The sequence below is a fragment of the Pseudomonas sp. Ps21-P2 genome, from assembly GCF_039672565.1.
Lineage (GTDB): Bacteria > Pseudomonadota > Gammaproteobacteria > Pseudomonadales > Pseudomonadaceae > Aquipseudomonas.
Map to the genome: position 1 here is coordinate 510004 of NZ_JBDFPL010000004.1, position 22360 is coordinate 532363.

A 22360-nucleotide genomic window follows, 5' to 3' on the forward strand; every position below is an offset into this window, starting at 1 on the left:
TTGATCGAGGCGTTCAAAAGGAAGTGATATGTTGTCCCAAAATGATTTTCCAGCGGTACGAGACGGAAGCTTAACCATCCATTGCATTAGCGTAGTCATTGAGCAAAAGAAAGAAGGGGGCATACGTTTAGCAGGGCACGGGATTATTAAAATAAATTCGGTGGGTACGCTCTATCTGGAATTTGTGTGTTTGGAAGCATGTAACGTCCCTGTAAGTTTATGGGGGAACCATTTTCCAGTTGACCCGTTCGCTGCTGATCAAAAACTTTTTCTTTCTGCCATTACGATTACTAACGATAAGCTATCAGCTAGTGACTTTTCTTTAAGAATCAGGCAGCTGGATCGCCCCCCTTTTATAACGTATGCTTTTGTTTCGTCGATAAAGTTTACGGAAGAGGTGAAGCAAAATAACGAGTTTCCGGATTTTATATATTTTGAGATTAAAGAAAAGGTGGCAATACCTAAAAATAAAATAAACACCGAGAAGTCATCACTTGGTAGCGAATCTTACAAAACAAATCAGACAGTTCTAGCGTGGGATGGTATAGATCTTTCTGTTGTAAATTACGATGATTATGTTTCAATTACGGCAAAAGGCAAATTCGATACTGAACACTTGCTGGAATCCCTACTTTTTTATATAGGATTTACAGCTGGCTCAATGCCGCAGCCGTATATTTTCTCAAAACGAAGTGGATCAACAAAGGAATTGTCAGTTGGCAGCGTACTGAATTCCGCCCGAACAAAGTCGATTCCTGCTGTGGTTTGCGACAGAGCCATTATTGACGGGGTTTGGCAAGATGAAAGTCATTTCCAGCTTTTGCGTCTGATCGTAAAGCTAAAGTTAGAAAAGCCAAAATACTTCGAAAGCATATATGCGCAATGGAAGCGAGTGTGGTTTGGGTATCACGCAAGCCGAGAAATCCGAAACCTCACTTTAGGTGTGGCGGTGGAAGGCGTGCTGAACGACATCTACATACCTAAATTCCAAGAAGTAGTAGATGGTGAGTTTGAAGCCAAAAAAAAGGAGATAATAGAAAAAGTAGAAAAATTAGAAATTGATCAGTCTCATATTAAAGTTATTAGCAAAAGCGTCGGTGGCTGGGGAAATATACATGCAGGCGCTGCTCTTAAAATTTTGGAGAAAAAGGGGATAGTGTCAAAAGACGAAATAAAAGCACATTCGAAAATTAGAAATTCGTCTGCTCATCCTAAATCTGTTGAGGAAACAATACCTCGTCTCATTCGCGAACATAAGCATGTCGGCATGTGTTTCAACCTGCTATACGGTCTGATGCTCAATGTTTTGAATTACGAAGGAAGCCAATTTAGTTATGGCGAGGGATTTGAAGCCGAATTAGTTTGGAGATCTGCTGTTGATGTCCTTGGCATAGCTAGCGAGGACGGCGAACAATCAACATGAGCATGGACGATTTCCTAAATAGGTCAGATGACCTGCACGTTGAGATCCTGGGTCTGCTTGATCGCGTACCAGCGTATCCGGGCATACGTCATGAAGTCGCTATGGTCGCGTGTGGGATGGCGTTAGAGCACGCTCTGAGCCTACGCTTGTTGATGCGAGCCGAGTGCTACACGTCTGCGTTATCGTTGGTAAGACTGCAGTACGAAGCACTCACAAGAAGCGTGTGGCTTCTTTATGCCGCTACCGAAGTACAAATCGAGACACTAGCGTCCCCGCTGACACTAGATGCTGAGCGTGAAGCTAAGAAATTGCCTATGTTCGGTGCCATGCTCGATCAGTGCGTAAAGGTGGCTCCTGAACCCGCTTTGAGGATGCTACTCAATTTCAAAGAGGTGAATTACCACGCGATGAACTCGTTCGTTCACAGTGGGATTCACCCACTGCGTAGGCATGTCGAAGGCTATCCCGTGAAGCTGATTGAGGATGTGATGAGAAACAGCAACGGGCTGAACGTGATGACGTATCAGCTTGCGGTGGTCCTCACTGGCGATCCACGTTATGCCGGTACAGTGAAGGCTTTGCAGGACAAATATCACCAGATCTTGCCGGATCTGATTTCACCCATCCATTGAGGATCTAAAATGAGCAGTTCAAAAGATTGGTTCTTTGAAGTCGAAAACCAGAACATGCGTAAGTGGATGAGTGAGACATATCATGTCTCAGAGGACATTGAGGAAGACACGCCCGAGTGGGAAGCAATGGCTGAGGCGTATCAGAATAAATTGGACGGTGAAGAATTCGAAGCGGAAATGCAATGGTTTGAGGAACATCCATACCATGTTATTTACGAGTCTTATCACTCGCAGATGCAACAATTAAAAAACATGTTAGCGAGCGACTCTGATTCATACGTTGACCAAATGAAGCATCAGATGATGTATTCGCATGCTGTAACTCTCTTCGAAGCAATGGTTGGCGACGTGATAAAAGCCTCTGTAAAGAAATTTCCCCATCTGATGGAACGACTTGTAAAGGGATATGCAGATATCGAATCAGAGAAATTTAGTCTCAAGGATATAATTAAGCTCAACGGTATTGAAGGGATAGTCATGCTCAAACTGAATGACTTAACCTTTCATAATATTAGAATTGTTGAGCAATACGTTAATATTCTTAGCGAAGGCAAATTAAACAGCCAGCACAAACAGGATATGTTCAAGATCGCGAATATTCGGCATGATCTAGTTCATAGGAATGGCGCAAAAAAAGATGGCGAGGTTCACAAGATAAACGGTAAAACGGTCGAAACAACTATCGGTAAGATTATGCTTTATTCAGCCGAGGTGTTCGAGGCAATAAGTAACGCTGCTGAAAAAAGAGATGACGATAAATTCTGAATAAGCGAAAGCCCCTGCGGGGGTTTTGGTGAATGGCTTTGGATTGTGCAATTCATATCTTAACGTGATTAATAGAGGTGTTTGGAATGCTATAATGATGATAGATAAAATTATTAATAATGAAAAATATACACACCTTTGTCTTCTCTCTTTTTCTTCTTGTGTTTACGAATTCTGCATTTGCATTGAGCAATGTGGATTGCTTGAAATTAGAATCACAGACCAAAGTAAATCAGTGCGCCAACGAAATATTGGAAAACACGCCATTTATTTCGCCTGCGCTCGATGTTATGCTTACTGATGAATCTGCCCCAGTTGCTGAATATTTAACAAACAAAGGTTTGTGGAATGATGATGACAATCAAATTCATTTGACAGTAAGGGATAAAACAGAAACTCTCATCACAAAATACAAGGATAGATTTTTTGAGTACGTGAAATCGGCTTTCTTAATTTTAGGAACGATTTACGGTCTGTATATGATTTATTGCACGCAATTCACGGGCGAATTCTTAGGCAAGACAAAGCACGACTTCGTTTATTTAGCCATTAAGTTTCTGATCGTTTTTTATCTGCTAGGTCTTGGCAAGATTTTCCCATTAGTTTTTGGCGTTTTTATTTCAAGCTGGTTGCTCCTAATTTCACTCGCAGTCTGGTTCAGTAACACCTTTTTGGCAGCGACTGAGATTGATACAGGATTTGAAACGACACAAGCAGAAGCAATGGCGAGTTCACAATTCTCATCTATGTTTCAAAGTGAGGTTGAGAACAGTGCGGCGCTGTGGTTGCTTGAAAGTAAAAGCTTCGCCACCCATGAATTTGGCAAAACAGAAGGATTTAAACGTTTTCTAGTGCCGTCAAAATTTACTGAGTGTATGAAGCAGCCAGCGCCAGCCAGCAGGTTCGTGGCGACTACGGTTCTGAATGGCTACGTGCAGAAATCAAAAGATTGTTTTGATGAGGTAGGAGATTACAAGCTATTGGATTTCGGATCGTTTAATTACTACGGTAATGATGAGACTGTTAAAGCCAAGCTGCTAGAGATAGTTGATTACGCTCACACGGTAGCTTTCGATACTATAAGATTGATGTGTAATAAGGCGTTGAATGTTGATAACAGAAGAGAAAATTGGTCGAGTCAATCGAATAGTAATCCTGTCGCTTATGAACAATGCATTAACAGGGATCTAAATGGCAAAGTCATTACAGGTGAAAATGGTGAAATCCAATTCTTTGACAAGAATGATGGTGTTACCCAAGAATCAATAAATGCAACGATTGCTCAGGCTAGACAAGTCTATATTTCCGCTGCAACTGCATTCGTAGAAAACAAAACGAAAGCAGCAACACAGATTGCAAAAACGAATGCGATTGACTCAAATGTGGGAAGTTTCATAATTGGCATGAATATGATTCGCGATGTATCTAATAGTCTGGATAAAGCGATATACGATGAATTCAACGTCAATGTTTCGGTAAAGCAAAGCAATCAGTTAAGCGGACGGAACGATGAAAAAGCCGGTTTGGATGGGGTGAATGACGTCACGAAGATGGGCGCAAGCCTTGCGGCAATGAATACTCAAAAAGTATTCGACGTAAACAGAACAATTGAAGCCTTGATTAACGGATCTCAAAAAGAGGTGGCAGATAGAAGAATTAAAAATACTGTTGAAAGCATTTCAAATGCGTTGCTAGGTGATTACTACAAGATTTCAGGATTTACGTTCGAGGATTGTACAAAAGCTATTAATACCTGTACTGCGCCAATGCTTAATCAGAGCGCCGCTTTGTTTCAAAGTGGTTTAAAAATGCTGCAAGCATACTGGGCGATTTATGCGGTTGGTCAAGTCGTTAAGAATTTCTATAAAGACGGTGAAACACAGAGAAGCCAAATGATTGCCCGTAATGCGGGATCTGCAAATTTCGTCACTGGACTAGCCATGGCGGCATGCGGAACGCTATTGCTCATCGGTGGTGTGCTATTCCCGATGCTTTTTATCTGTCGTTTGGGATCGATTGTGCCCGGATTGGCTTCATTCCTGATAATCATCGTCTACAAGATATTGCTGTTGATAATGCCGAATAACTCAAATTTGGATCATCAAAGATCTAATGAAACACTGATGGATACAGGCTTGTCTTTGGTGTGGAAATTACTTGAGCCGTCCCTGATTTTCATCGTCGGGATGTTCGCCGTAGCTATTCACGCTTTGATTTCCACAACCGTAGGGTTAGTGGTTTGGGCAATTTGCACGCCGTTGATGATGCATACAAGTCCTATAGCCACGCTTTGTGGAGTAGTCTTCACAGCCATTATCTTCCAATTCGTAAGCGTAAAAATTCAGTGGGAAATTGCTAAGTCATTGCTAAATGGTTTGGACGCATTTGAAAAAGATTTTAAAGTCGAAACCATTGTGAAGCATACTCAAAATGCAATGAATACTTATCAAGAAGCGGCTGATAAATTTAATTCATTAACCAATAAATTGATGGGGTCTTAATTAAAGGACGAAAGGATCTTGTGTTTTCTTTTTACTGGAGTTATAAAGAGTATATCAAATGATATAATTGCAGTAAAGGGAATACGAACCCGAGGAATTCTTAATGAAACACCATAATCATCAGCTTTATAGATTTACTAATTTTTTCAGTTGGTTGACACAAATTGTGTCTCACTACGCTGTGCTTTCCAATATCATCATTATCGGTGGTATCTACGTTTTCCATGGTTTTTATGAATTACCCGGATTCATGGCGAAATACCAATTAGCCACGATGTTTCTTCCTGTGTTTTTGGGTTGCATCAACATTAAGCTCATCAAGCATTTTCTTAAAGTGGATAGACAAGCTCCAAAAAATCCAACGTCTAGCGAAACTGGCGTATTTGCAATGATGAATCTTTTGAAGTTCGCTGCTGCATGCTTTGCTCTGTTGGTAGGTTGGAAGGCAGCAACGATGATGTTCTTCGGTATTAATTTTTGGAGCTTTGCGCCTGAATATCACTGGTTCTTTGAAAGCAGATACTATCATGGAGCAATGGATGAGGCTAAACGTGCCTTCTACTTCACAGACCATAAAGCGATGTTCATCACCATCTACGCTTCAATGACTGGGTTTTTGGTTATTGTGGCTTCGGCGTACTCACTGATGATGCGCTCAGTGCTGGTCGGTCGTAGAAACGCTTATTACATGTCATTGCGCGGGTTGTAAATTATGTTGATGTTGAATGAAGCCACTCATGCAGTGGCTTTTTTTATGTTTGAGAGAAACCAATCCCGCTTGCGCGGGGAATTGTTACTCAGTGTGGTTTTGGGTTTGTGACTCGCTTGATAGCTTCTAGGTTGATGGTACTACAGTAAAAATCTGCTAAAAGATCAATTGGTTTAACGGGTTTATTCGATTGTGATGATTGTGCTTCGGGTTGAGATATTTTGTTCATGATAGAAAGAGTGGTTATACTCCTAATTATATAAAAATCATTTGCCTCAATTTAACCATAACCAAAACATTTATGAATCACATCATAAACAGTTCAGAACTACCTATGAATAGATTAATAGTCATTTATGAATTGGATATGAACCTTTTCGGAATCATTCCATGCAAACATTCAGAAGCTTTTCGCTGTAGCCTTTGGATTTCACTTTCAACACATCGCCCACTTTGAATACTTTGTGCAGGTCGAGGTTCAGAGTGGTGAAATGCTCAGGTAGGTTTCTTCTCATCATGAATGCATTTATATCTTTGTCCACGTTCAAGAATATTTCGTCCTTATCGATACGGATTATTTTGGCATCAAACGGAGTATCCTTGTTAAGCTTGAAATGGAAATAAGCTTCTAGGTTCGGTCTGATGTATTCTGTGATTTCCAGAAACGCTAAATTCTTGCCATTGATGTTGCTGATCTTTACTAATAATTCCGCACCATTTGAGGCGGCTTCTTTAAAAGCGTCTATCTTTGTTGGGTCTGATGAAATAGAGCGGTTAGGAATGAAGCCGGTGAAACCATCTGCGTTGATAAAGTGAATGCCTGAATCAGAGATTGACTTAGAGTAGCCTTTTAACTGACAGCCCACGAAATACGCTTTATCAGAACCCGGCACCAGTATTGATTTGGGAATCTCAATCTTAGATTGCTTTCTAGGGTACTGTGACAATGCTATCGTGCGTTTTTCTCTATCAATGTTGAAGATGTACAGTTCTATTTCTCTGCCTTCGTGAAGCTCTTGGAAAATATCTTCATCGCCGTTCAGCAGTTTTGATTTATGAAGCAAACCATCCATTGGACCTAAATCAATGAAGATACCGTATGGTTGTATCATCCTGACTTTACCTGACACAATATCTCCAATTTCAATTCGGTCAATGAATTCATCAATTGACTCGTATGGGTCGCTGATAATTATCTTTCCTGTGGTTTCGCTTTTCTTAAGAGGGTAATCCTTTTGTTCGATGTTCATGATAAATAATATTATTATATTCCTCATTATAACAGATTTTAAATTAAAACAAGTCTTTATAATATTAATTAAGGGTTTTGTTTTATTATAGTGATTTCATAAGTCTATATGATTTAGTTCCTAGGTGGCTCTGATTTGGTTCATAAGCACTTATGAACTGATTCAGAACCTGTTATGAATTTGTTCTTAAACACTTCTGAAACCTTTCAGAAGAACCCTACGCATAGGCTCGCTGTGTTAAAAAGTTTTGAGTTCAGCCCTTGCTGTTGATCTGAAATTCAACACAGGGCTTCTGTCTTGAACTTTCATTCGGATGCCTGAGAGGGCTGTGGTTGCGATTTCTGGTCCAGAGTGTGTCGAGGTTGCCGTTTGGATGGCGTGAGCTTCTGAAAGGTTTATGAGTCGTTTCAAAAATCATTATGAATATATTCATAAGTGGTTACGAAACTGCGGACACAAAAAAAGCCCTTTCGGGCTATCGTTTGCTGCGTTAGTTATGCTGGTAAGAGAGAACGTATTTGCACAAATTTACGTTGAGCGTTTTCTAATGTCACTTCACTATTATCCAAAATTCCTAAATCGATTTGAAAATTCATATCGTTCACTAAATCGCTTCTGTTGTAGTTATGTATTTTACCTGTGTTGCTGTTTTTTAATATCACTGCTTTTTCATTCAATGCGTAAATAGTTTCACCATTGAAATTAATATCATCAGCGAAATTGCCTAAGTCGTTTAAGAAAAAATCTGCGGCTGAAATTCTGTTTGTGTTTGTCATAGTGTTTGCTCCAATTAGATAGTTATTTAAAAAGGTTTTTCCTTTTTATACTATCATTGTAGCATAATCAATATTCCAAATTTACCATCAGTGGGTTTAATTCATAATTATTTCTGAATATATTCATAATTGTTTATGAAGTGGTTCATAAGTATTTCATAAGTGCTTCTGAAACTGTTATGAATGACGTATGAAATCGTTAATGAGTAAATCTGAAGTTTTTCAGAAGGTACAAAAAAGCCCCGGTTAAGGGGCTGGGTTGGTGAATCTGAATCAGTCGATGGAGCGTCTGTATTTTGCGTCAACGCCATCAAGGTAGGCTTGAAGCACTGGGTCTTTGAGAGCTTCTATTCGAAGGATACACATACGTTCAACGTCATTGCTCACTGAGCTACTGAGTGTTCCTTTCTTGTAGCGGGTGCTACCAGTGATAGCGCCAAAGAGGTTCATGGCGTTCTCAGTCTTGCTTGTGAAAGCAAAGCTCTTGATGGTCAAGGTGTTGCCTTCTTGCAAAGCTTTGTGTTCCTTCAAGCCTTTGTCGATTTTGAAAGCTAAAACATTTTGGTCATGGATTTCCTTTTCAATTGCCGCTTGTTCGATCTCCGCCTGAATTTCTTCAGCGGATTTTTCAACGGCTGGAACCAACAATTGTGGTTCAGCTTCGATGAAAGGCGCTTCTGCACGTTTTGCTTCTGCGCGGGCTTTTGCTGCTTTAATGTCAAATGTCATGATAATTTCTCCTAATTAGATGGTTAATGTGGTTTCAGTTTGTGTGGCTTCTACTGAGTCTGGTTCGTACAAGGCTTCAATAATGGCATTCACAACGAGCGTGAATTCTGCTTGAGCAACCTTTGCGGATTCAGTCGAAGAGGTGAAAATGGTTTCGCCTTTGTTAAACTGGTTCGGGTAGATCGAACGGAATATCAAAGGTACGTTTAGAGGCTTTTGGTGTTCGCCAAAGCTCTCACTGAATTCGGCAATCTGCCTGTGCATCTGCTCAATACGATCTTGTTCCTTCAAGCTCTTGCGTTGCTCATTGCGCGCCAATCTGGCGGTAGCCGTTGAGGTGTCAGTGAGGGTGATTTTCGCGTTCACTGCCTTGGTATTGGCTTTGATGCGAGAAGGCTCAAAGGCAAGAAGGGAGCGCACTTTAGCGTTGAATTTGCCGCCATTGTTGGCTGCGTCGTACTTCAAATTCTCTACAATGTCAGACACGGTAACGGCTGTGATTGTGTTCTGTGTGTCGCACTTGTACGGCGTGATGATGAGGTCACTGAAGCTCATCAGCCTCTTCAACTCTTTGATTGGCTGGTTTTTAGCGTCCAACATTTTTGCAGGAACGTCGATTAGGATATAATCGTAATGAGCATAATCACGCTTAACCACATCAATCTGTGCAGCCAATTCGTGCAAGCTTTTGGCGATTACTACAGGGCGATTTTCCAACGCGAACTCATCGTGCTCGATTTGATTAATCAAAGCGCTGCTAACAACACGACCTTTTACTTCAAGGAAGCGAACCTTATTTTTGTTCTTGTTGATGCGTTTTTCGATTTCTTCAACATGCGCTTCGAAGAACATTTGCAATGCTGGTGAACCGTCTGTGTCGATTGCCAACACCTTGTAACCTTGCATCACTAAGCAGTAAGCCATGTTCACAATGGTTGTGGTTTTGGTAATGCTTTTGTGACTGACCCAAATCAAAATCCTGGCTTGTTGAAGCTGTTCGGTCATTTTTGAGATTGGGTGAATAATGTCTTGATTCATTGTAAAAATCCTTGATAGATGGTTATTTACTAATAATATCATTTTGAAAATTAAAACAAGGGCTTAATCTGAAATAATTCATAATAATTTATGAATTTATTCATATTCACTTATGAAATGGTTCATAACCCTTTCTGAATTACTTCATAACCACTTCTGAAACGGTTATGAATTGTTTATGAAGTGTTTCAGAACGAAACGGATCATGAATGATTGCGAAGCTTCAGTAAATTCAAAGATCGACGGTTTTTAGACTGAAGCGATATCAGAAATGAGAAATTAGGAATAATTGGATATCAAAAGCGTAATTATCCTGAAGTCAATAAAAAAGCACCTTTCGGTGCCTTTATCATGGTGTGAGGGATTACAGCTTGGGTTTTGCTGAGGAATCTTTCACATCAGGACTTTCTATGCGTAAAGCTGGGTACTGATGACGTATGGCTTTGTATAAATCGTTTTCAGCAGTGGCAAGGGTCAAATCATCGTACCCGCCACGGACCTTGGAATTTTGGTTGGCTTGATGCGCCTTAAGGTTGAATTTCTCTAAGGCATAGTAGAAATCTGGTGCAGAATCTCTAATTTCGACGGCTAAAACCTTTAGGTTAAGCTGAGCCTGTGCAAACACGTCTAAACCCGAATTTGCAGTGAAATACACGTTCTGGCGGGCTGGTGTGTCGCCTTCCTTTTTTGCTATGTAATATTCTTGGCGAATTGGGGGTTCCTGTAGATTTTTTGCTGTGGCTTTGCCAGCAACGATTTTCATGGCTGAAATGAAAGCGGCAGGGTAATAAAGGGAATCATCGTTCTTCTTGTCAATTAGCTTCTTCAAAGCGGCTTTGATGGGTTCTATTTCTTTCTTCATTGGTTTTCATGGTTGTTTCAAACATTTTAGCATTTCGATCTTGCTTCATTTTGAGACTGGAGCTATTTTCCACGCTCAACCTATTTTCTGAGTAAAAGCAAATGAAAGGGATTCTGAGCGGTTTGCTGATGGTTTCGTGCCTCGCTGGGGCAGTTGTTGCGAATGGTGATGAGCGATACAAATTTGAGGCTTATCCAACGTCTGCTGTGAGCCAAAAGGCAGTGAGCAAGATCGACTGGAAATCGAACCCTGCATATGCAAAGGATTTGAAATCGAAGGATGCTGTGAATTGGACGGTAGGGAAAAAGGCTGACTTTGCCGGTCACTTCGTCGTTAATTCCTTTTCCTGCGGTACTGGATGCCAAAGCACCGTGTTCGTGGACGTGAATGACGGAAAGATCTACAAGTCGCCTATGCAGTTCCCAAGCGAAGGAACTGATTTGCCGAAGGTAGCAGGTGGGAAAGCGTATCAGGTTTCGAGCAACCTGATTTTCATGTCAAGCCTTGGCTATGCCGGGACTGACATGGTTCAGAGTGATGGGGTGGTTGTGTTCGATGAGAAGTCGAGGCAATTCCAGATCTTGGCGAAATCCAAGCCGTATAAAATGAAATTTTGATTAAGGCGGGTGGTGGGCTTCTGTCTGGTGCATTGCCATGAATAGAAGCCACTCCGCTTCGCGGTAATTTATACCTTCATCGTGCGAAATTTACGGATGGTAAAAAAGCGGATAAAGCTAAAATTGTTTGGACTTATTTGGGTATTATTCTAAGTGGTTAAATTATATTTATTGCTAAATTTATTTTTTTGTAAAGTAGTGTGGTATTATTTATAAAACAAATTAATAAAAAAAGTGAAAATAGAATTTGCAGGTAAGTATTTGGATGAATTAAATTTCGATTCCTTTCGTCCAAAAACTAAATTCAATAAGAAGTTAAAAAATAAAAGAAATTGGAGGTTGTTTGATAATGCCAATTGCTATGATAAATTGGATATTAAAAACACAAAAGCTTCTGAGATAAAACTTATTTTCGGTGTGTCATTTATTAAGTCGAGTTTTAAGGAAGACTTTTACTTGAATTTGAGTTCGGGATCGCTAGACGGAGCGAATGTGATTGTAAATTCCCGAGGTGAGCCTAAGTTATACAGCTTGAGTTATGAGCCTTTAGAAGAAACCGACGAATATTTTGTAACGCATAGAGGATTTAGCTTTAACCTTTTTTCAGCATACAGATTTTGGTTTGAAGCCTATAGATTATCTGAGGGAGGGCAAAAGTCCTTCAAAGCTTTTCTAAACCGATCTGACAAGCTATCAATCATAAGTGAAATTGACATGTACAGGAAAATTTCACGTTATTAGTTTAAACCGCCTTGGCTGTTAATTCACATGAATCATTCTTCAAAGCTATATTTAAGCTTTGTAATTCCTTCATATTTTTGTTTTGGTGATGCGCCATCACTGTAGATATCCCACGTCACTTCCCCCGTTTCATGCCCAACAATGCATTTGATAGTCAGATCAGGGACACTCGCACGTTGAAGCTGCGTAATCACCGTGCCGCGCAAGCTGTGAAATACGTACTGTTCATTGAAGCCCATCGAGGTCTTCAAGCGACCGAAAGCCTTGCTCAGAAAGTCTGACCGTATACCGTATTTATTGCCTGCGGGGGAGGGCACAAGGAATCCGTCTTTTGAATTCTTCTTCATGCGCTCTATGATTGGAAGAAGATCAGGGTGAACGGGCACTTTTCTCACAGATGAACGAGTTTTGCCATCGTCAAGAGAAATGCAGTAAACCCCTTCGTCATCAACCAAATCACGATTAATTTCGAGTTGACAAATTTCCTCAATCCTCATGCCGGTAAATGCACCAATGCGAATGGCATCCATGAGGTGTTGACGATTTTTCCCTTTAATTTCTTTTGCCTTGGCAAAAATTTCTTCGGCTTGCTTTACGGTATAATTCTTACGCTCGGCTTCTGCTTGTGCTTTACCTTTGCGTGATGACGGGAATTCGTGATTTTGAAACGGCGGTTTCATATTCTGGAATTTAGATTCAAAGCGGGGGAGGTTGTTCATTCCCCATTTGTAGAACGTATTCCCTGCAAGCACGTATTGCTTTTTCGTCTTTGGTGAAAGCGTAGTTTGAGATTCAAGATAGAGTCGAACGCTTTTGTGATCCAACGACATTTTTTCTTGTTTAAACCAATCACTCAGTTTCTCCAAACGACTCACTTGCATATCGACGGTCTTATCAATGACCTTGCGAATGCCTTTTTGATAGGTTGCAAAGGTTTCAAGGTTCTTTTTGGTGAAAGGGGTATCAGGTGCGTGAGATTCGAAATTTTTGGCGGATTCCGCTACCTCTTTTTTTTCTGTGATGGTGAATTCATCACTTTTTGACAATTCTCCCATCAGCATTTTCAATTCAATTTGATTGGTAATTCGGTTTAGTTTTTTAACTGCCTCAACAATCGTCTCAAATCCGAGCTGACCTTTCTCGTTCAGCTTCATGCTGTACCGAACATTCCATACGTCAATTTCATCGTCAAAATGGTCATATTCAGCATCAGAAATGTATCCCTGCATGTGCAGGTGCATGATGCGTTCTATCTGTTCAGCTTTGAGTCGGTCAAGCTCAGGTTCGCCAAAGGTCGAACCCTTACCTATGAGGTCGTTAATGAGCGATTTGATGTGTTCTGCTTCACGTTCAGCCTTAGAAGCCATGTATGTCACAGCAGCCTCCTTCACCTCTTCAAAATCCATGTTCAGGCGAAAGTCTCCGTTCTCCGCACGTTGGATTTTTCGCTTCACCTCAATCTCTGCTTTCCATCGCTTGATGAGAGGGATTTTTAGGTTCTGAGCCTCTGCCTTGGCACCAGTCTTCAGGGACTGGGAAAACTGACTCTTGCCAAAATACTCGCGCAGGTCTTCTGGAATGACGTATCTAGCGTGCCAAGTGCCTGCTTTGAGGATAAGATTGTCTGCTGCCATGATGGGGCACGCCTGTTGTGCGGTAGAGATACTGTTTTGTACCAGTATTTTGTACCAAACTGAAGCGAAACCCGCGTGGGGCTTGGGTTTAAAGGGCTGGAGAGGTGATGGCAGATTTTCCCTATCTCTCCGCCATTATTTGAAAAGCCCCAGAAGTTATGCTTCTGGGGCTTTTTCGTTTCTGGCGTTTGGAAAGAGATACGGATGGTGACGCTCATACCGCCTCGGGCTTTGCGTCACTGCTGATATGTAAGCGGTTTGCATTGCTCTCGCCCTCGATAAAACCTCAGCCATTGCTTGGTAGCGAATGATTTTGCACGCCGGCGCCGGCGTTTAGAGATGTTTATGCTTGAGGCCAATCTGTGGGCACCTTCTGATTCGTACGCTGGATGCAGTTCGAAGGCTGGCATACGAGTAATAACGAAGGTAAGGTTTCATTTCTGACGTTTTGAAAAGCAGGGACCTTTTATGTCATTTGATGCGTTTATGAAGGTTGATGGTGTCGAGGGTGAGTCGCTGGACGACGGACACAAAGGCTGGATCGAATTGCTTTCCTATCACTACGATGCCATGCAGTCCATCAGTCAGTCCATCAGTCAGTCCATCAGTCAGTCCGCCAGTTCCAACGGTGGTGCATCTGCTGGAGGCGTATCGCTTGGTGATTTTCAAATCAGCAAATACATTGATCGAGCGACCCCAAAGCTGTTTGAGCTTTGCTGCCGAGGCTCACACATCCCGGCAGTCACTGTTCGAATTCACCGTGCAGGGACTGAGAAATTCAAGTATCTAGACATCGTGCTTGAAGAGGTTCTTATTTCGACTGTAAGCGGCCAAGGTGCAGGAGAATCAGGATTTCCTATAGAAATAGTTACGCTCAATTACGGACGTATCAAATTTGAATATACGCAGCAAAGACGCGCAGATGGGGGCAGTGCCGGTATTGTGTCTGGAGGTTGGGACAGGACTGCTAATAAGCCCTTTGCGTGAAGGAAGTGCTTTATGTTTGACTTTGATGATGGAGATTTTCGAGTAGCCCTTAGCTTCGCACAGATGTCTGCCATCTTAACGCAAGAGTCGCTTTCGCCCGCTTAAATCATGTCAAATCGCATCTTCGGAAGTCTTCGATTGGTAGGCGGAATTATAGAACTTGCTGGTTCTGGTGTTTTGTGTGCGTTACCAGAACCATCGATGATTTCAAAAGTAGGTTGCGTTGCAATGGGCATCCACGCTTCCGATCAGTTGGCAGCTGCGTCAAACCAAATTGTGACGGGGCAAGAAACTAACTCTTACGCCTTCAAAGCAGGAGCCAATGCTGCTGAGGCTTTGGGCGCGTCTCGCAGCACTGGGCAGGTCATAGGTTTAGCTGCAGAGTTCGCAGTTCCACTTACTACTGCTTCGCTTTATAACGCTTTCAGGGTTTCGTCTGTCCGTGCGGGTCGGATATCTGTCACGACAAGCGAAAAGCCACTGCAAGCCGCAAAAAAACTTGGCGGTGGACATACAATATTTAAACACGTTGGAAAAGATATAGAGTATTTAAAAGCACGGTTTGCTTCTAAGAGAGTTGTAGTTTCATCTACGTTTTATGATCTTGAAACAGCAGAATGGGCAGTCAGTCAAACGATTAAAAGAAATAGGCTTAGGGTTTTAATGCAATCCAAGGCTAGGCTTGTTCTTAAAGAAAAACATATGATATTTTTACCACTATAGAAAAGCCTATTGGTTGGGGGGTGAGAAGAGAAGCGCCTAATGTTGCGATTGAGATGTCTAAAGTCACAGTGAGAATTAAATTTGTTGAATATAACCATATGCCTTATTTCATAATAACTGCTTTCCCAACGTTATGAGGTGTTAATTGTGGCATACAGATTAATAACTGAGTTCATTTACGACGTGGGAGAAGGTGTAGGCGAATTTCTTACTGATGATGAGAAGGTACAGTTCAAACGAATAGAACTAGATGAGATAGTTAGGCGATACATAGATGATCGAAATTTGTTGAACGTATTTTTTTTAAAAAGACAGATAAAAAGCTACATTAAAAACCATATGACCCCAGAGGGTCTAGAATATGTAGATCCTCCGTTTGGACAGGAAACTTCTTTCGTTGAAGATTATTTCGAAGGTGATTTATATTTTTTTCTGAAAAATGTTTTGAGCTTGCTTGATAAAGAATTCAGAAGTCGCCTGCGTAATAGATTATTAAGGACTACCGGTGGCTAGTGGGGTGAATAGGCGGTTAGTCAGGTCTTAAAGGCTAATAGACTAAAAATCCAAATGTTGTCCAAAGTTGGATTTTTACTTAAAGAGCAGCGCCTTGTTTTGGTAATGGATCTAAACGAAATAATTGGCAGCGGTGTCCTGCGTTCAGCTCCAGAAAAATTAGTTAGCATGAGCAAAGTGAGGATTGTTATTCAATACGAAGAATATAACTTTATGCCTGCTTATATTGTCACTGCTTTTCCCATTCCGTGAGGGTAAATGAGACAATATAACAGTCTTATCAAATTTCTGCTTGAGCTTGGTACAGCTATTCAAGATTACCTTCCTGAAGATCAGCGTACCAGCCCTATGTCGCTGACGGAGTTTCTTGAATGTTGGACGGACAAGAAGTCTTGCTACGAAGTCGGTGTATTACGAAGTGATATTAAATCATATCTTCGTAAGCATGCTCAGGGGGATTACTCGGTTGATGAGTTGTTCTTTTACTACGATATCGGTTTCGTAGAAGAGCGATTCGGTTGTGAGGATCCAGAATTGTTGGCTCAAATTCTGGGTATGCTCGACGTGCATATTGAATTGAGAAGAAAAAAAGCTTTAAAAAAATATTTCGGTTGGTTTGGTTTTAAATAAGAAGGGGCATGAAGATTTGGGCGTCTGCGAAAGGTTCTGACGGTAATGGCACTCTTGAGGACGGTCGGCTAAAATTTTTCTTCGTCTGGCAAGTCCTTAAGATGACGCGAGAAAACCTCTCTGAATTATGCGCTCTGACCATCTTCAGTGCCCATTGCCCCGCTGATTGTCTTGGTGAGTGGGCAGGGGGCGGAACAGTCTGGCTTCCCAGTTGAAGTGGTCACCCCGAATTACTGTCGTGTCAAGTTCGAGTACTCACAACAGCGGCGTGCATACGGTGGCAGTGCGGATATCGTTTCTGATGGTTGGGACAGGACCGCTAACAAGCCATTTGCGTAAGGAGCGCGCTATGTCGGACGATGGGTCATTTTCAGGTAGCTTGAAATCTGAGAACCTCAGTCGAAGGCTCAGGCCCCTGAATACAGTGTCACTTCTTAGCAACCTCAAGAGGTATCCATGCGCGGATTTATGGAACTCATCGACTTCATGAAACATCTGGCTGAAGGGACACTGGATTATCTGCCTGAGGATCAGAGGGTAGGACAGCTCCCAGCGGATCAGGTAATAGAGAAATGGATGAAAGGGAAGTCGTATTTTGCAGCACGTTCCCTCAGGCATGATCTCAAAAGCTATATAAGGCTTTATAAGTCCGGAGACTATTCCGTAGATGAAATATTGTCGTGGTACGACCTTTCCTTCATTCCAGAAAGGTTTGGCTGTGAAGAGTGGGAATTGTTCGCGAGCATATTGTGTTCAATCGACGCCCATGTTGAGAGAAAACGAAAGGATCTGTTGATCAAGGGATTTGGCTGGCTAGGTTTTCGCTAGATCAAGTCAGTGCCGGGCTGGGGAAATGCTTCGTCACCTTGCCCGGAACTTTACTTTTCCAAACCCCCGCCTACTATCGATCTCACGCCCACTAGCGGTACAAGATCGCTCCACGCCCCACCCCAATCCTTCCAGCCAGTCAGAGAAGCCATGATCACCATCCGAGAGCTCAACGACTTCATCAGCAACCCGGAACTCAATGACTCGATCGCGCAGATCTGGGCGTTGATCGGCAAGCATTTCGAGCAGGCGCAGGGCACGTTACCGGCCGAGCGGGCGATGCCGCGCAAGGAATTATCGTTTCACGATCACGTTCGGTTGTTGGGATATCTGGCGCTTCTGGTCGAAGGCATCCCCGGGGATGTGGTCGAGATTGGTGTCTGGAAGGGCAAGTCGCTGGTGCTGATGAATGAAGTCTGCAACCGCGAGCGCCGCATCATCGGGATTGATCCGTTTGAGCTGCCCAATCAGTTTGAAGAGTTCAGCTATTACCAGGAGAACCTGTTCTCCAACGCCCTGGTGCTGAGGGGCTATTCGGAGTTGTGCGCCGAGCGTTTCTATAACCTGTCACCGAAGGTGGCGCTGTTGCACATTGATGGCGGTCACGCCGGGCGCAATGTGCTGCTGGATTTCCTGCTGTATTCGCCAAGCGTCGTACCAGGCGGGTTTATCGTCTTCGACGACTACGGGGACTTTCAACACTCACCGGAGGTAGGCCCGGCGGTCGATTTGCTTCGCGCCACGGGCTATTTCAAAGGATTCAATGTGATTGGGTGTGTGCATGGCTTTGAGGCGAGCTATGTGATCCAGCGCGCTGGATAGGGCTCCCCCAGCACCAAAGGTCGGTGCAGCGGTTGAGAGGGCACACAATCAGACCCATTCCGCCCAACGCACCGCCGTCAATCCATACCGCCGGGCATGGGCGATCAGCGCCGTTAGCTCTTCCCGGGTCTTGGACAAATTGTGCAGTACGCCGATGCCCGCATGCAGGCAGGCGTAGTACCAGGCATCGGCTTCGTTCAGCGCTGAATCGGGTTGGAGGAATACTCGCTGCTCGTCCAGAAAGCGGTAGTGGATACGAAAGATGCGCTGGCCTGACATTAATATCTCCGATTTGATATCAATGTGACTGCAGTGGCTCATCGCCAGTTCAATATGTCAGGCGTTTAGTACCAAGCCCTCAGGTGACTACGGCCAAAACTCCATTTCTCAAAACGTCCAGTCCGCCAGCATGTCGTTTCCTCTGTGACCCGCCGCGCCCTTTTTGTTCCTGATACGGGGCTATTTCCTGACCGCTCCGACGACTTCCGGCCATCATTTCGCAATCGGTGAGCGACAAAATGTCGCAATCGTTTTCAGGCGAGTAAGATAGGCACCCTGTTTTTACCCCCCTATTTTTTCGGACGGATCCTGCGTTGAGCGTCGTTTACATCGACCTCCGGGGCATCGTTTCGACGTCGTATTGATAGAGCAAACAGAGAAAAGGCGATCACTGCAAATGACCAAGACCTCGCGACCTTTATATATTTCCTATGCTGGCCCTTCGTTGCTGGAGATGCCGCTGCTCAACAAGGGCAGTGCCTTTACGCCGCAAGAGCGCATCGATTTCAACCTGGTCGGCCTGCTGCCCCAGAACGTCGAAACCATCGAAGAGCAGGTCACCCGCGTTTACAACCAGTACCGGCAATGCGCGAGCGACCTGGATAAACACATTTATCTGCGCTCGATTCAGGACAACAACGAAACCCTGTTCTTCCGCCTGCTGGATTCGCACCTCGACGAGATGCTGCCGATCATCTACACCCCGACCGTGGGTCAGGCGTGTCAGGAATTCTCGAAAATCTACCGCACCCACCGCGGGCTGTTCATCTCCTACCCGGAGCGCGACCGCATCGACGATATCCTGCGCAGCGCAACGAAAGATCGCATCAAAATCATCGTGGTGACGGACAGCGAGCGCATCCTTGGCCTGGGCGACCAAGGCATTGGCGGCATGGGCATTCCGATCGGCAAGCTGTCGCTCTACACCGCATGTGGCGGCATCAGCCCGGCGTACACCTTGCCGATCGTGCTCGACGTGGGCACCAACAACAAAGAGCTGCTGGACGACCCGATGTACATGGGCTGGCGCCATGAGCGCGTCACCGGCAAGGAGTACGACGACTTCATTGCTCTGTTCATCGAGGCGGTGCAGAGCCGCTGGCCGGACGTGCTGTTGCAGTTCGAAGACTTCGCCCAGACCAACGCCATGCCGTTGCTGGAGAAGTACCGCGATGAGTTGTGCTGCTTCAACGATGACATTCAGGGCACCGCGTCGGTTGCCGTGGGCACCCTGCTGGCGGCGTGCAAAGCCAAGCACGAAACCCTGGGCCAGCAGCGGGTTGTGTTCCTGGGCGCGGGTTCGGCCGGTTGCGGGATCGCCGAGCACATCATTGCGGCCATGGTCATCGAAGGCCTGAGCGAAGCCGAAGCGCGCAAGCGCGTGATGATGGTCGACCGCTTCGGGCTGCTGACTGACAGCATGGACAACCTGCTGGACTTCCAGAAGAACCTCGCGCAGAAGTCTGCCGATGTGGCGGGCTGGTCGAGCGGCGAGGGTTCGCCCGAGTTGCTGGACGTGGTCGCCAACGGCAAGCCGACTGTGCTGATCGGCGTGTCCGGCCAGCGCGGCCTGTTCACCGAGCAAGTCATCCGCGAGATGCACAAGCACTGCGCCAAGCCGCTGGTCATGCCGCTGTCGAATCCGACCTCTAAGGTCGAAGTCACGCCGCAGGAAGTCCTGACCTGGACCAACGGCGATGCGCTGGTCGCGACCGGCAGCCCGTTTGCCCCCGTCACCGTAGGCGACCGCACCTTCCACATCGCACAGTGCAACAACTCCTACATCTTCCCGGGCATCGGTCTGGGTGTTGTGGCGTCGAAAGCCACGCGCATCACCGACAAAATGCTGATGGCCGCTTCCAACGCGCTGGCGGAATGCTCGCCGATGGTGACGGGCAAAGGTGACGCTGTCCTGCCGCCGCTGAAAGAGATCCAACAGGTGAGCAAGAAGATTGCCCTGGCCGTGGCCAAGCAGGCTCAGGCTGAAGGCATGGCGCTGGAGACCACCGAAGAGATGCTCGTCGAAGCCATTGAGCGTAACTTCTGGATGCCGAACTACCGCAGCTACCGTCGCAGCGCGGTGTAATCGCATCCGTTACTGACAGCAAACGCTTCAACCCGGACCGCCCGATGGAAACATGCGGCGGTCTTTTGTTTTGTGGCGAAAAACTTCAGGATGGGCCCTGCATAAAAACAAAAAATATCAGCGAGGGACGCATGCAAACGGACGTCGGTCTCCATGACTACATCATCGTCGGCGCAGGCCCGGCGGGCTGCCTGTTGGCCAATCGGCTGTCGCAGAATCCTGCTCACCGGGTTCTGCTGCTCGAAGCCGGCGGTCAGGACAACTACGCCTGGATTCATGTGCCGGTGGGCTACCTCTACTGCATCGGCAATCCGCGCACCGATTGGTGCTTCAAAACCGAAGCGGAGCCCGGCCTCGGCGGACGTGCGCTCAACTATCCTCGCGGCAAAGTACTGGGCGGATGCTCCTCCATCAACGGCATGATCTACATGCGCGGCCAGGCCCGGGACTACGACGGCTGGGCGGAGCAGGGCAACTCGGGCTGGGGCTGGGAAGACGTCTTGCCGATCTTCAAGCGCTCGGAAAACCACTACGCCGGCGACTCGGAACTTCACAGCGCGAAAGGTGAATGGCGCGTCGAGCAGCAGCGTCTTTCATGGACGTTGCTGGACGCGTTCCGTGAGGCGGCGGCGCAAACCGGCATCCCGTCGATCCCCGACTTCAATGGCGGCGACAACGAAGGGTGCAGCTATTTTCAAGTCAATCAGCGGCGCGGTGTGCGCTGGAATGCGTCCAAGGCATTCCTGCGACCGGCGTTAAAGCGCCCGAACCTGACGGTAACCACAGGCGCGGAAGTGTCGCGCGTGGTGTTTGAAAACAGTCGCGCCAGCGGGGTGATTGCACGCGTCAACGGACAGGAACAGACGCTTCGCGCCCGGCGGGAAATCATCCTCTGCTGCGGCGCCATCGGATCGCCCATGGTCCTGCAACGCTCAGGCGTCGGGCCGCGTCCGCTGCTGGAAAAGCTCGGCATTGGCGTACGGCATGAGCTGCCCGGCGTCGGCGCGAATTTGCAAGATCACCTGCAGTTGCGCCTGATCTACAAGGTCAGTAACGGGCAGACGCTGAATCAGATGGCGGGCAGTGTGTGGGGCAAGATGAACATGGGCCTGCGCTACGCCCTCAATCGCAGCGGGCCGTTGGCGATGGCGCCGAGTCAGTTGGGTGCTTTTGCACGCTCGGGGCCGGAGCAGACAAGCGCCAATCTCGAATACCACGTGCAGCCCTTGTCCCTTGAGCGCTTCGGCGAGCCGCTGCACGGATTTCCTGCATTCACTGCGTCCGTGTGTGATTTGCGCCCGCAGAGCCGTGGCACGGTGGAGATCCGTTCGGCGCTGGCCGATGCCGCGCCGATCATTCGCCCGAACTACCTGAGTCACGAAACAGACCTCAAAGTGGCTGCGGACGCGATTCGCCTGACCCGTCGCATCGCCGCCGCGCCTGCGCTCGCTCGCTTCGAGCCGGTCGAGTACCTGCCCGGCGCGAGCCTGCAAACCGAGGAAGAACTGCGCGAGGCGGCCAGCGTTGTTGGCACGACGATCTTTCACCCGGTAGGCACCTGCAGGATGGGGCAGGGCCGTGATGCCGTAGTCGACGAACGCCTGCGCGTGCACGGCATCACCGGCCTGCGCGTAGTGGATGCGTCGATCATGCCGAACATCACCTCCGGCAACACCTGCTCGCCGACCGTAATGATCGCCGAGAAGGCGGCGCAGATGATTGTTGAGGATGAATTGAGGAACGGAATGCCAGAAATAACGAGCCTGACCACCTCTCTTGAAACCGTGGTTGATTTGGGCGAGCGCTGAACTCTAT

23 protein-coding genes and 2 pseudogenes are annotated in these 22360 nt (G+C 45.7%); 18 read left to right on the forward strand and 7 right to left on the reverse strand.

Annotation, left to right across the window (positions count from 1 at the left end):
* The first annotated feature begins 28 nt into the window (after positions 1 to 28).
* The 5 genes from ABEH28_RS13490 to ABEH28_RS13510 all read left to right on the forward strand — a co-directional run bounded on the left by ABEH28_RS13490 (position 29) and on the right by ABEH28_RS13510 (position 6030).
* Positions 29 to 1423, forward strand: a complete 1395-nt coding sequence (locus tag ABEH28_RS13490; protein ID WP_346630192.1) for a hypothetical protein — start codon at positions 29 to 31, stop codon at positions 1421 to 1423.
* Positions 1420 to 2055, forward strand: coding sequence for a hypothetical protein (locus ABEH28_RS13495; protein WP_346630193.1), 636 nt, complete (start codon positions 1420 to 1422; stop codon positions 2053 to 2055). Before ABEH28_RS13490 ends, ABEH28_RS13495 begins: the two co-directional genes overlap by 4 nt.
* 9 nt (positions 2056 to 2064) lie before the next feature.
* Positions 2065 to 2820, forward strand: a complete 756-nt coding sequence (locus tag ABEH28_RS13500; RefSeq protein ID WP_346630194.1) for a hypothetical protein — start codon at positions 2065 to 2067, stop codon at positions 2818 to 2820.
* A 203-nt stretch (positions 2821 to 3023) separates the two neighbouring features.
* The gene (locus tag ABEH28_RS13505) at positions 3024 to 5321 is read left to right on the forward strand and encodes a hypothetical protein (RefSeq protein WP_346630195.1); all 2298 of its coding nucleotides are present in this window, start codon (positions 3024 to 3026) and stop codon (positions 5319 to 5321) included.
* A gap of 103 nt (positions 5322 to 5424) precedes the next feature.
* Positions 5425 to 6030, forward strand: a complete 606-nt coding sequence (locus ABEH28_RS13510; protein WP_346630196.1) for a hypothetical protein — start codon at positions 5425 to 5427, stop codon at positions 6028 to 6030.
* A 383-nt stretch (positions 6031 to 6413) separates the two neighbouring features.
* On the opposite strand, the gene ABEH28_RS13515 is transcribed toward ABEH28_RS13510, so the two are convergent.
* The 5 genes from ABEH28_RS13515 to ABEH28_RS13535 form a co-directional block, all read right to left on the reverse strand.
* Positions 6414 to 7280, reverse strand: a complete 867-nt coding sequence (locus tag ABEH28_RS13515) for a S1 RNA-binding domain-containing protein (RefSeq protein ID WP_346630197.1) — start codon at positions 7278 to 7280, stop codon at positions 6414 to 6416.
* A gap of 494 nt (positions 7281 to 7774) precedes the next feature.
* The gene (locus tag ABEH28_RS13520; protein ID WP_346630198.1) at positions 7775 to 8056 is read right to left on the reverse strand and encodes a hypothetical protein; all 282 of its coding nucleotides are present in this window, start codon (positions 8054 to 8056) and stop codon (positions 7775 to 7777) included.
* Between the two features lie 273 nt (positions 8057 to 8329).
* Positions 8330 to 8785: a hypothetical protein gene (locus ABEH28_RS13525; protein ID WP_346630199.1), complete on the reverse strand. Its 456-nt coding sequence runs from the start codon at positions 8783 to 8785 to the stop codon at positions 8330 to 8332.
* A 15-nt stretch (positions 8786 to 8800) separates the two neighbouring features.
* The gene (locus tag ABEH28_RS13530) at positions 8801 to 9823 is read right to left on the reverse strand and encodes an AAA family ATPase (RefSeq protein ID WP_346630200.1); all 1023 of its coding nucleotides are present in this window, start codon (positions 9821 to 9823) and stop codon (positions 8801 to 8803) included.
* 364 nt (positions 9824 to 10187) lie between these two features.
* Entirely contained in the window at positions 10188 to 10685 is a 498-nt protein-coding gene (locus ABEH28_RS13535; protein WP_346630201.1) for a hypothetical protein, read from the reverse strand.
* A gap of 101 nt (positions 10686 to 10786) precedes the next feature.
* Between ABEH28_RS13535 and ABEH28_RS13540 the strand changes: the two genes are divergently transcribed.
* Together ABEH28_RS13540 and ABEH28_RS13545 are read left to right on the forward strand one after the other, a co-directional pair.
* Positions 10787 to 11302 (forward strand): hypothetical protein, encoded by a 516-nt coding sequence (locus ABEH28_RS13540; RefSeq protein ID WP_346630202.1) that lies wholly within the window; start codon positions 10787 to 10789, stop codon positions 11300 to 11302.
* 234 nt (positions 11303 to 11536) lie between these two features.
* Complete coding sequence (locus tag ABEH28_RS13545; RefSeq protein ID WP_346630203.1) at positions 11537 to 12043, forward strand: hypothetical protein; 507 nt, start codon at positions 11537 to 11539, stop codon at positions 12041 to 12043.
* Between the two features lie 32 nt (positions 12044 to 12075).
* Here the strand turns inward: ABEH28_RS13545 and ABEH28_RS13550 are convergent, their stop codons facing one another.
* On the reverse strand, positions 12076 to 13677 hold the full coding sequence (locus ABEH28_RS13550) for a site-specific integrase (RefSeq protein WP_346630204.1): 1602 nt from the start codon (positions 13675 to 13677) through the stop codon (positions 12076 to 12078).
* Between the two features lie 468 nt (positions 13678 to 14145).
* Here ABEH28_RS13550 and ABEH28_RS13555 point away from each other — a divergent pair, with 468 nt between their 5' ends.
* The 9 genes and pseudogenes from ABEH28_RS13555 to ABEH28_RS13595 all read left to right on the forward strand — a co-directional run bounded on the left by ABEH28_RS13555 (position 14146) and on the right by ABEH28_RS13595 (position 18180).
* A complete protein-coding gene (locus ABEH28_RS13555; protein WP_346630205.1) occupies positions 14146 to 14664 on the forward strand; it encodes a type VI secretion system tube protein Hcp in 519 nt (172 codons plus the stop codon).
* A 108-nt stretch (positions 14665 to 14772) separates the two neighbouring features.
* Positions 14773 to 15387: an RNase A-like domain-containing protein gene (locus ABEH28_RS13560; protein WP_346630206.1), complete on the forward strand. Its 615-nt coding sequence runs from the start codon at positions 14773 to 14775 to the stop codon at positions 15385 to 15387.
* 20 nt (positions 15388 to 15407) lie between these two features.
* Positions 15408 to 15524: a hypothetical protein gene (locus ABEH28_RS13565; RefSeq protein ID WP_346630207.1), complete on the forward strand. Its 117-nt coding sequence runs from the start codon at positions 15408 to 15410 to the stop codon at positions 15522 to 15524.
* A 10-nt stretch (positions 15525 to 15534) separates the two neighbouring features.
* Positions 15535 to 15900, forward strand: coding sequence for a hypothetical protein (locus tag ABEH28_RS13570; RefSeq protein WP_346630208.1), 366 nt, complete (start codon positions 15535 to 15537; stop codon positions 15898 to 15900).
* A 24-nt stretch (positions 15901 to 15924) separates the two neighbouring features.
* A pseudogene (locus ABEH28_RS13575) lies at positions 15925 to 16152 on the forward strand (RNase A-like domain-containing protein); the annotation flags it as partial.
* 6 nt (positions 16153 to 16158) lie between these two features.
* The gene (locus ABEH28_RS13580) at positions 16159 to 16530 is read left to right on the forward strand and encodes a hypothetical protein (protein ID WP_346630209.1); all 372 of its coding nucleotides are present in this window, start codon (positions 16159 to 16161) and stop codon (positions 16528 to 16530) included.
* A gap of 162 nt (positions 16531 to 16692) precedes the next feature.
* A pseudogene (locus tag ABEH28_RS13585) lies at positions 16693 to 16869 on the forward strand (Hcp1 family type VI secretion system effector); the annotation flags it as partial.
* Between the two features lie 117 nt (positions 16870 to 16986).
* Positions 16987 to 17358 carry a hypothetical protein gene (locus ABEH28_RS13590; protein WP_346630210.1) on the forward strand — a complete coding sequence of 124 codons (372 nt, stop codon included), beginning with the start codon at positions 16987 to 16989 and terminating at the stop codon, positions 17356 to 17358.
* A gap of 150 nt (positions 17359 to 17508) precedes the next feature.
* The gene (locus ABEH28_RS13595; RefSeq protein ID WP_346625498.1) at positions 17509 to 18180 is read left to right on the forward strand and encodes a class I SAM-dependent methyltransferase; all 672 of its coding nucleotides are present in this window, start codon (positions 17509 to 17511) and stop codon (positions 18178 to 18180) included.
* Between the two features lie 48 nt (positions 18181 to 18228).
* Here the strand turns inward: ABEH28_RS13595 and ABEH28_RS13600 are convergent, their stop codons facing one another.
* Entirely contained in the window at positions 18229 to 18459 is a 231-nt protein-coding gene (locus ABEH28_RS13600; RefSeq protein WP_192170897.1) for a DUF6555 family protein, read from the reverse strand.
* 397 nt (positions 18460 to 18856) lie between these two features.
* Here ABEH28_RS13600 and ABEH28_RS13605 point away from each other — a divergent pair, with 397 nt between their 5' ends.
* Both ABEH28_RS13605 and ABEH28_RS13610 read left to right on the forward strand, forming a co-directional pair.
* Complete coding sequence (locus ABEH28_RS13605; protein ID WP_282370543.1) at positions 18857 to 20545, forward strand: NAD-dependent malic enzyme; 1689 nt, start codon at positions 18857 to 18859, stop codon at positions 20543 to 20545.
* A gap of 131 nt (positions 20546 to 20676) precedes the next feature.
* Positions 20677 to 22353, forward strand: coding sequence for a GMC family oxidoreductase N-terminal domain-containing protein (locus ABEH28_RS13610; protein WP_346630211.1), 1677 nt, complete (start codon positions 20677 to 20679; stop codon positions 22351 to 22353).
* Positions 22354 to 22360: the final 7 nt, after the last annotated feature.

What these genes read in the sequence shown, in the direction of transcription:
- ABEH28_RS13490 (WP_346630192.1), top strand. Translation starts at nt 29, where the DNA reads ATGTTGTCCCAAAATGATTTTCCAGCGGTACGAGACGGAAGCTTAACC.
- ABEH28_RS13495 (WP_346630193.1), top strand. Translation starts at nt 1,420, where the DNA reads ATGAGCATGGACGATTTCCTAAATAGGTCAGATGACCTGCACGTTGAG.
- ABEH28_RS13500 (WP_346630194.1), top strand. Translation starts at nt 2,065, where the DNA reads ATGAGCAGTTCAAAAGATTGGTTCTTTGAAGTCGAAAACCAGAACATG.
- ABEH28_RS13510 (WP_346630196.1), top strand. Translation starts at nt 5,425, where the DNA reads ATGAAACACCATAATCATCAGCTTTATAGATTTACTAATTTTTTCAGT.
- ABEH28_RS13515 (WP_346630197.1), bottom strand. Translation starts at nt 7,280, where the DNA reads ATGAACATCGAACAAAAGGATTACCCTCTTAAGAAAAGCGAAACCACA.
- ABEH28_RS13520 (WP_346630198.1), bottom strand. Translation starts at nt 8,056, where the DNA reads ATGACAAACACAAACAGAATTTCAGCCGCAGATTTTTTCTTAAACGAC.
- ABEH28_RS13525 (WP_346630199.1), bottom strand. Translation starts at nt 8,785, where the DNA reads ATGACATTTGACATTAAAGCAGCAAAAGCCCGCGCAGAAGCAAAACGT.
- ABEH28_RS13530 (WP_346630200.1), bottom strand. Translation starts at nt 9,823, where the DNA reads ATGAATCAAGACATTATTCACCCAATCTCAAAAATGACCGAACAGCTT.
- ABEH28_RS13535 (WP_346630201.1), bottom strand. Translation starts at nt 10,685, where the DNA reads ATGAAGAAAGAAATAGAACCCATCAAAGCCGCTTTGAAGAAGCTAATT.
- ABEH28_RS13540 (WP_346630202.1), top strand. Translation starts at nt 10,787, where the DNA reads ATGAAAGGGATTCTGAGCGGTTTGCTGATGGTTTCGTGCCTCGCTGGG.
- ABEH28_RS13550 (WP_346630204.1), bottom strand. Translation starts at nt 13,677, where the DNA reads ATGGCAGCAGACAATCTTATCCTCAAAGCAGGCACTTGGCACGCTAGA.
- ABEH28_RS13555 (WP_346630205.1), top strand. Translation starts at nt 14,146, where the DNA reads ATGTCATTTGATGCGTTTATGAAGGTTGATGGTGTCGAGGGTGAGTCG.
- ABEH28_RS13560 (WP_346630206.1), top strand. Translation starts at nt 14,773, where the DNA reads ATGTCAAATCGCATCTTCGGAAGTCTTCGATTGGTAGGCGGAATTATA.
- ABEH28_RS13580 (WP_346630209.1), top strand. Translation starts at nt 16,159, where the DNA reads ATGAGACAATATAACAGTCTTATCAAATTTCTGCTTGAGCTTGGTACA.
- ABEH28_RS13590 (WP_346630210.1), top strand. Translation starts at nt 16,987, where the DNA reads ATGCGCGGATTTATGGAACTCATCGACTTCATGAAACATCTGGCTGAA.
- ABEH28_RS13595 (WP_346625498.1), top strand. Translation starts at nt 17,509, where the DNA reads ATGATCACCATCCGAGAGCTCAACGACTTCATCAGCAACCCGGAACTC.
- ABEH28_RS13600 (WP_192170897.1), bottom strand. Translation starts at nt 18,459, where the DNA reads ATGTCAGGCCAGCGCATCTTTCGTATCCACTACCGCTTTCTGGACGAG.
- ABEH28_RS13605 (WP_282370543.1), top strand. Translation starts at nt 18,857, where the DNA reads ATGACCAAGACCTCGCGACCTTTATATATTTCCTATGCTGGCCCTTCG.
- ABEH28_RS13610 (WP_346630211.1), top strand. Translation starts at nt 20,677, where the DNA reads ATGCAAACGGACGTCGGTCTCCATGACTACATCATCGTCGGCGCAGGC.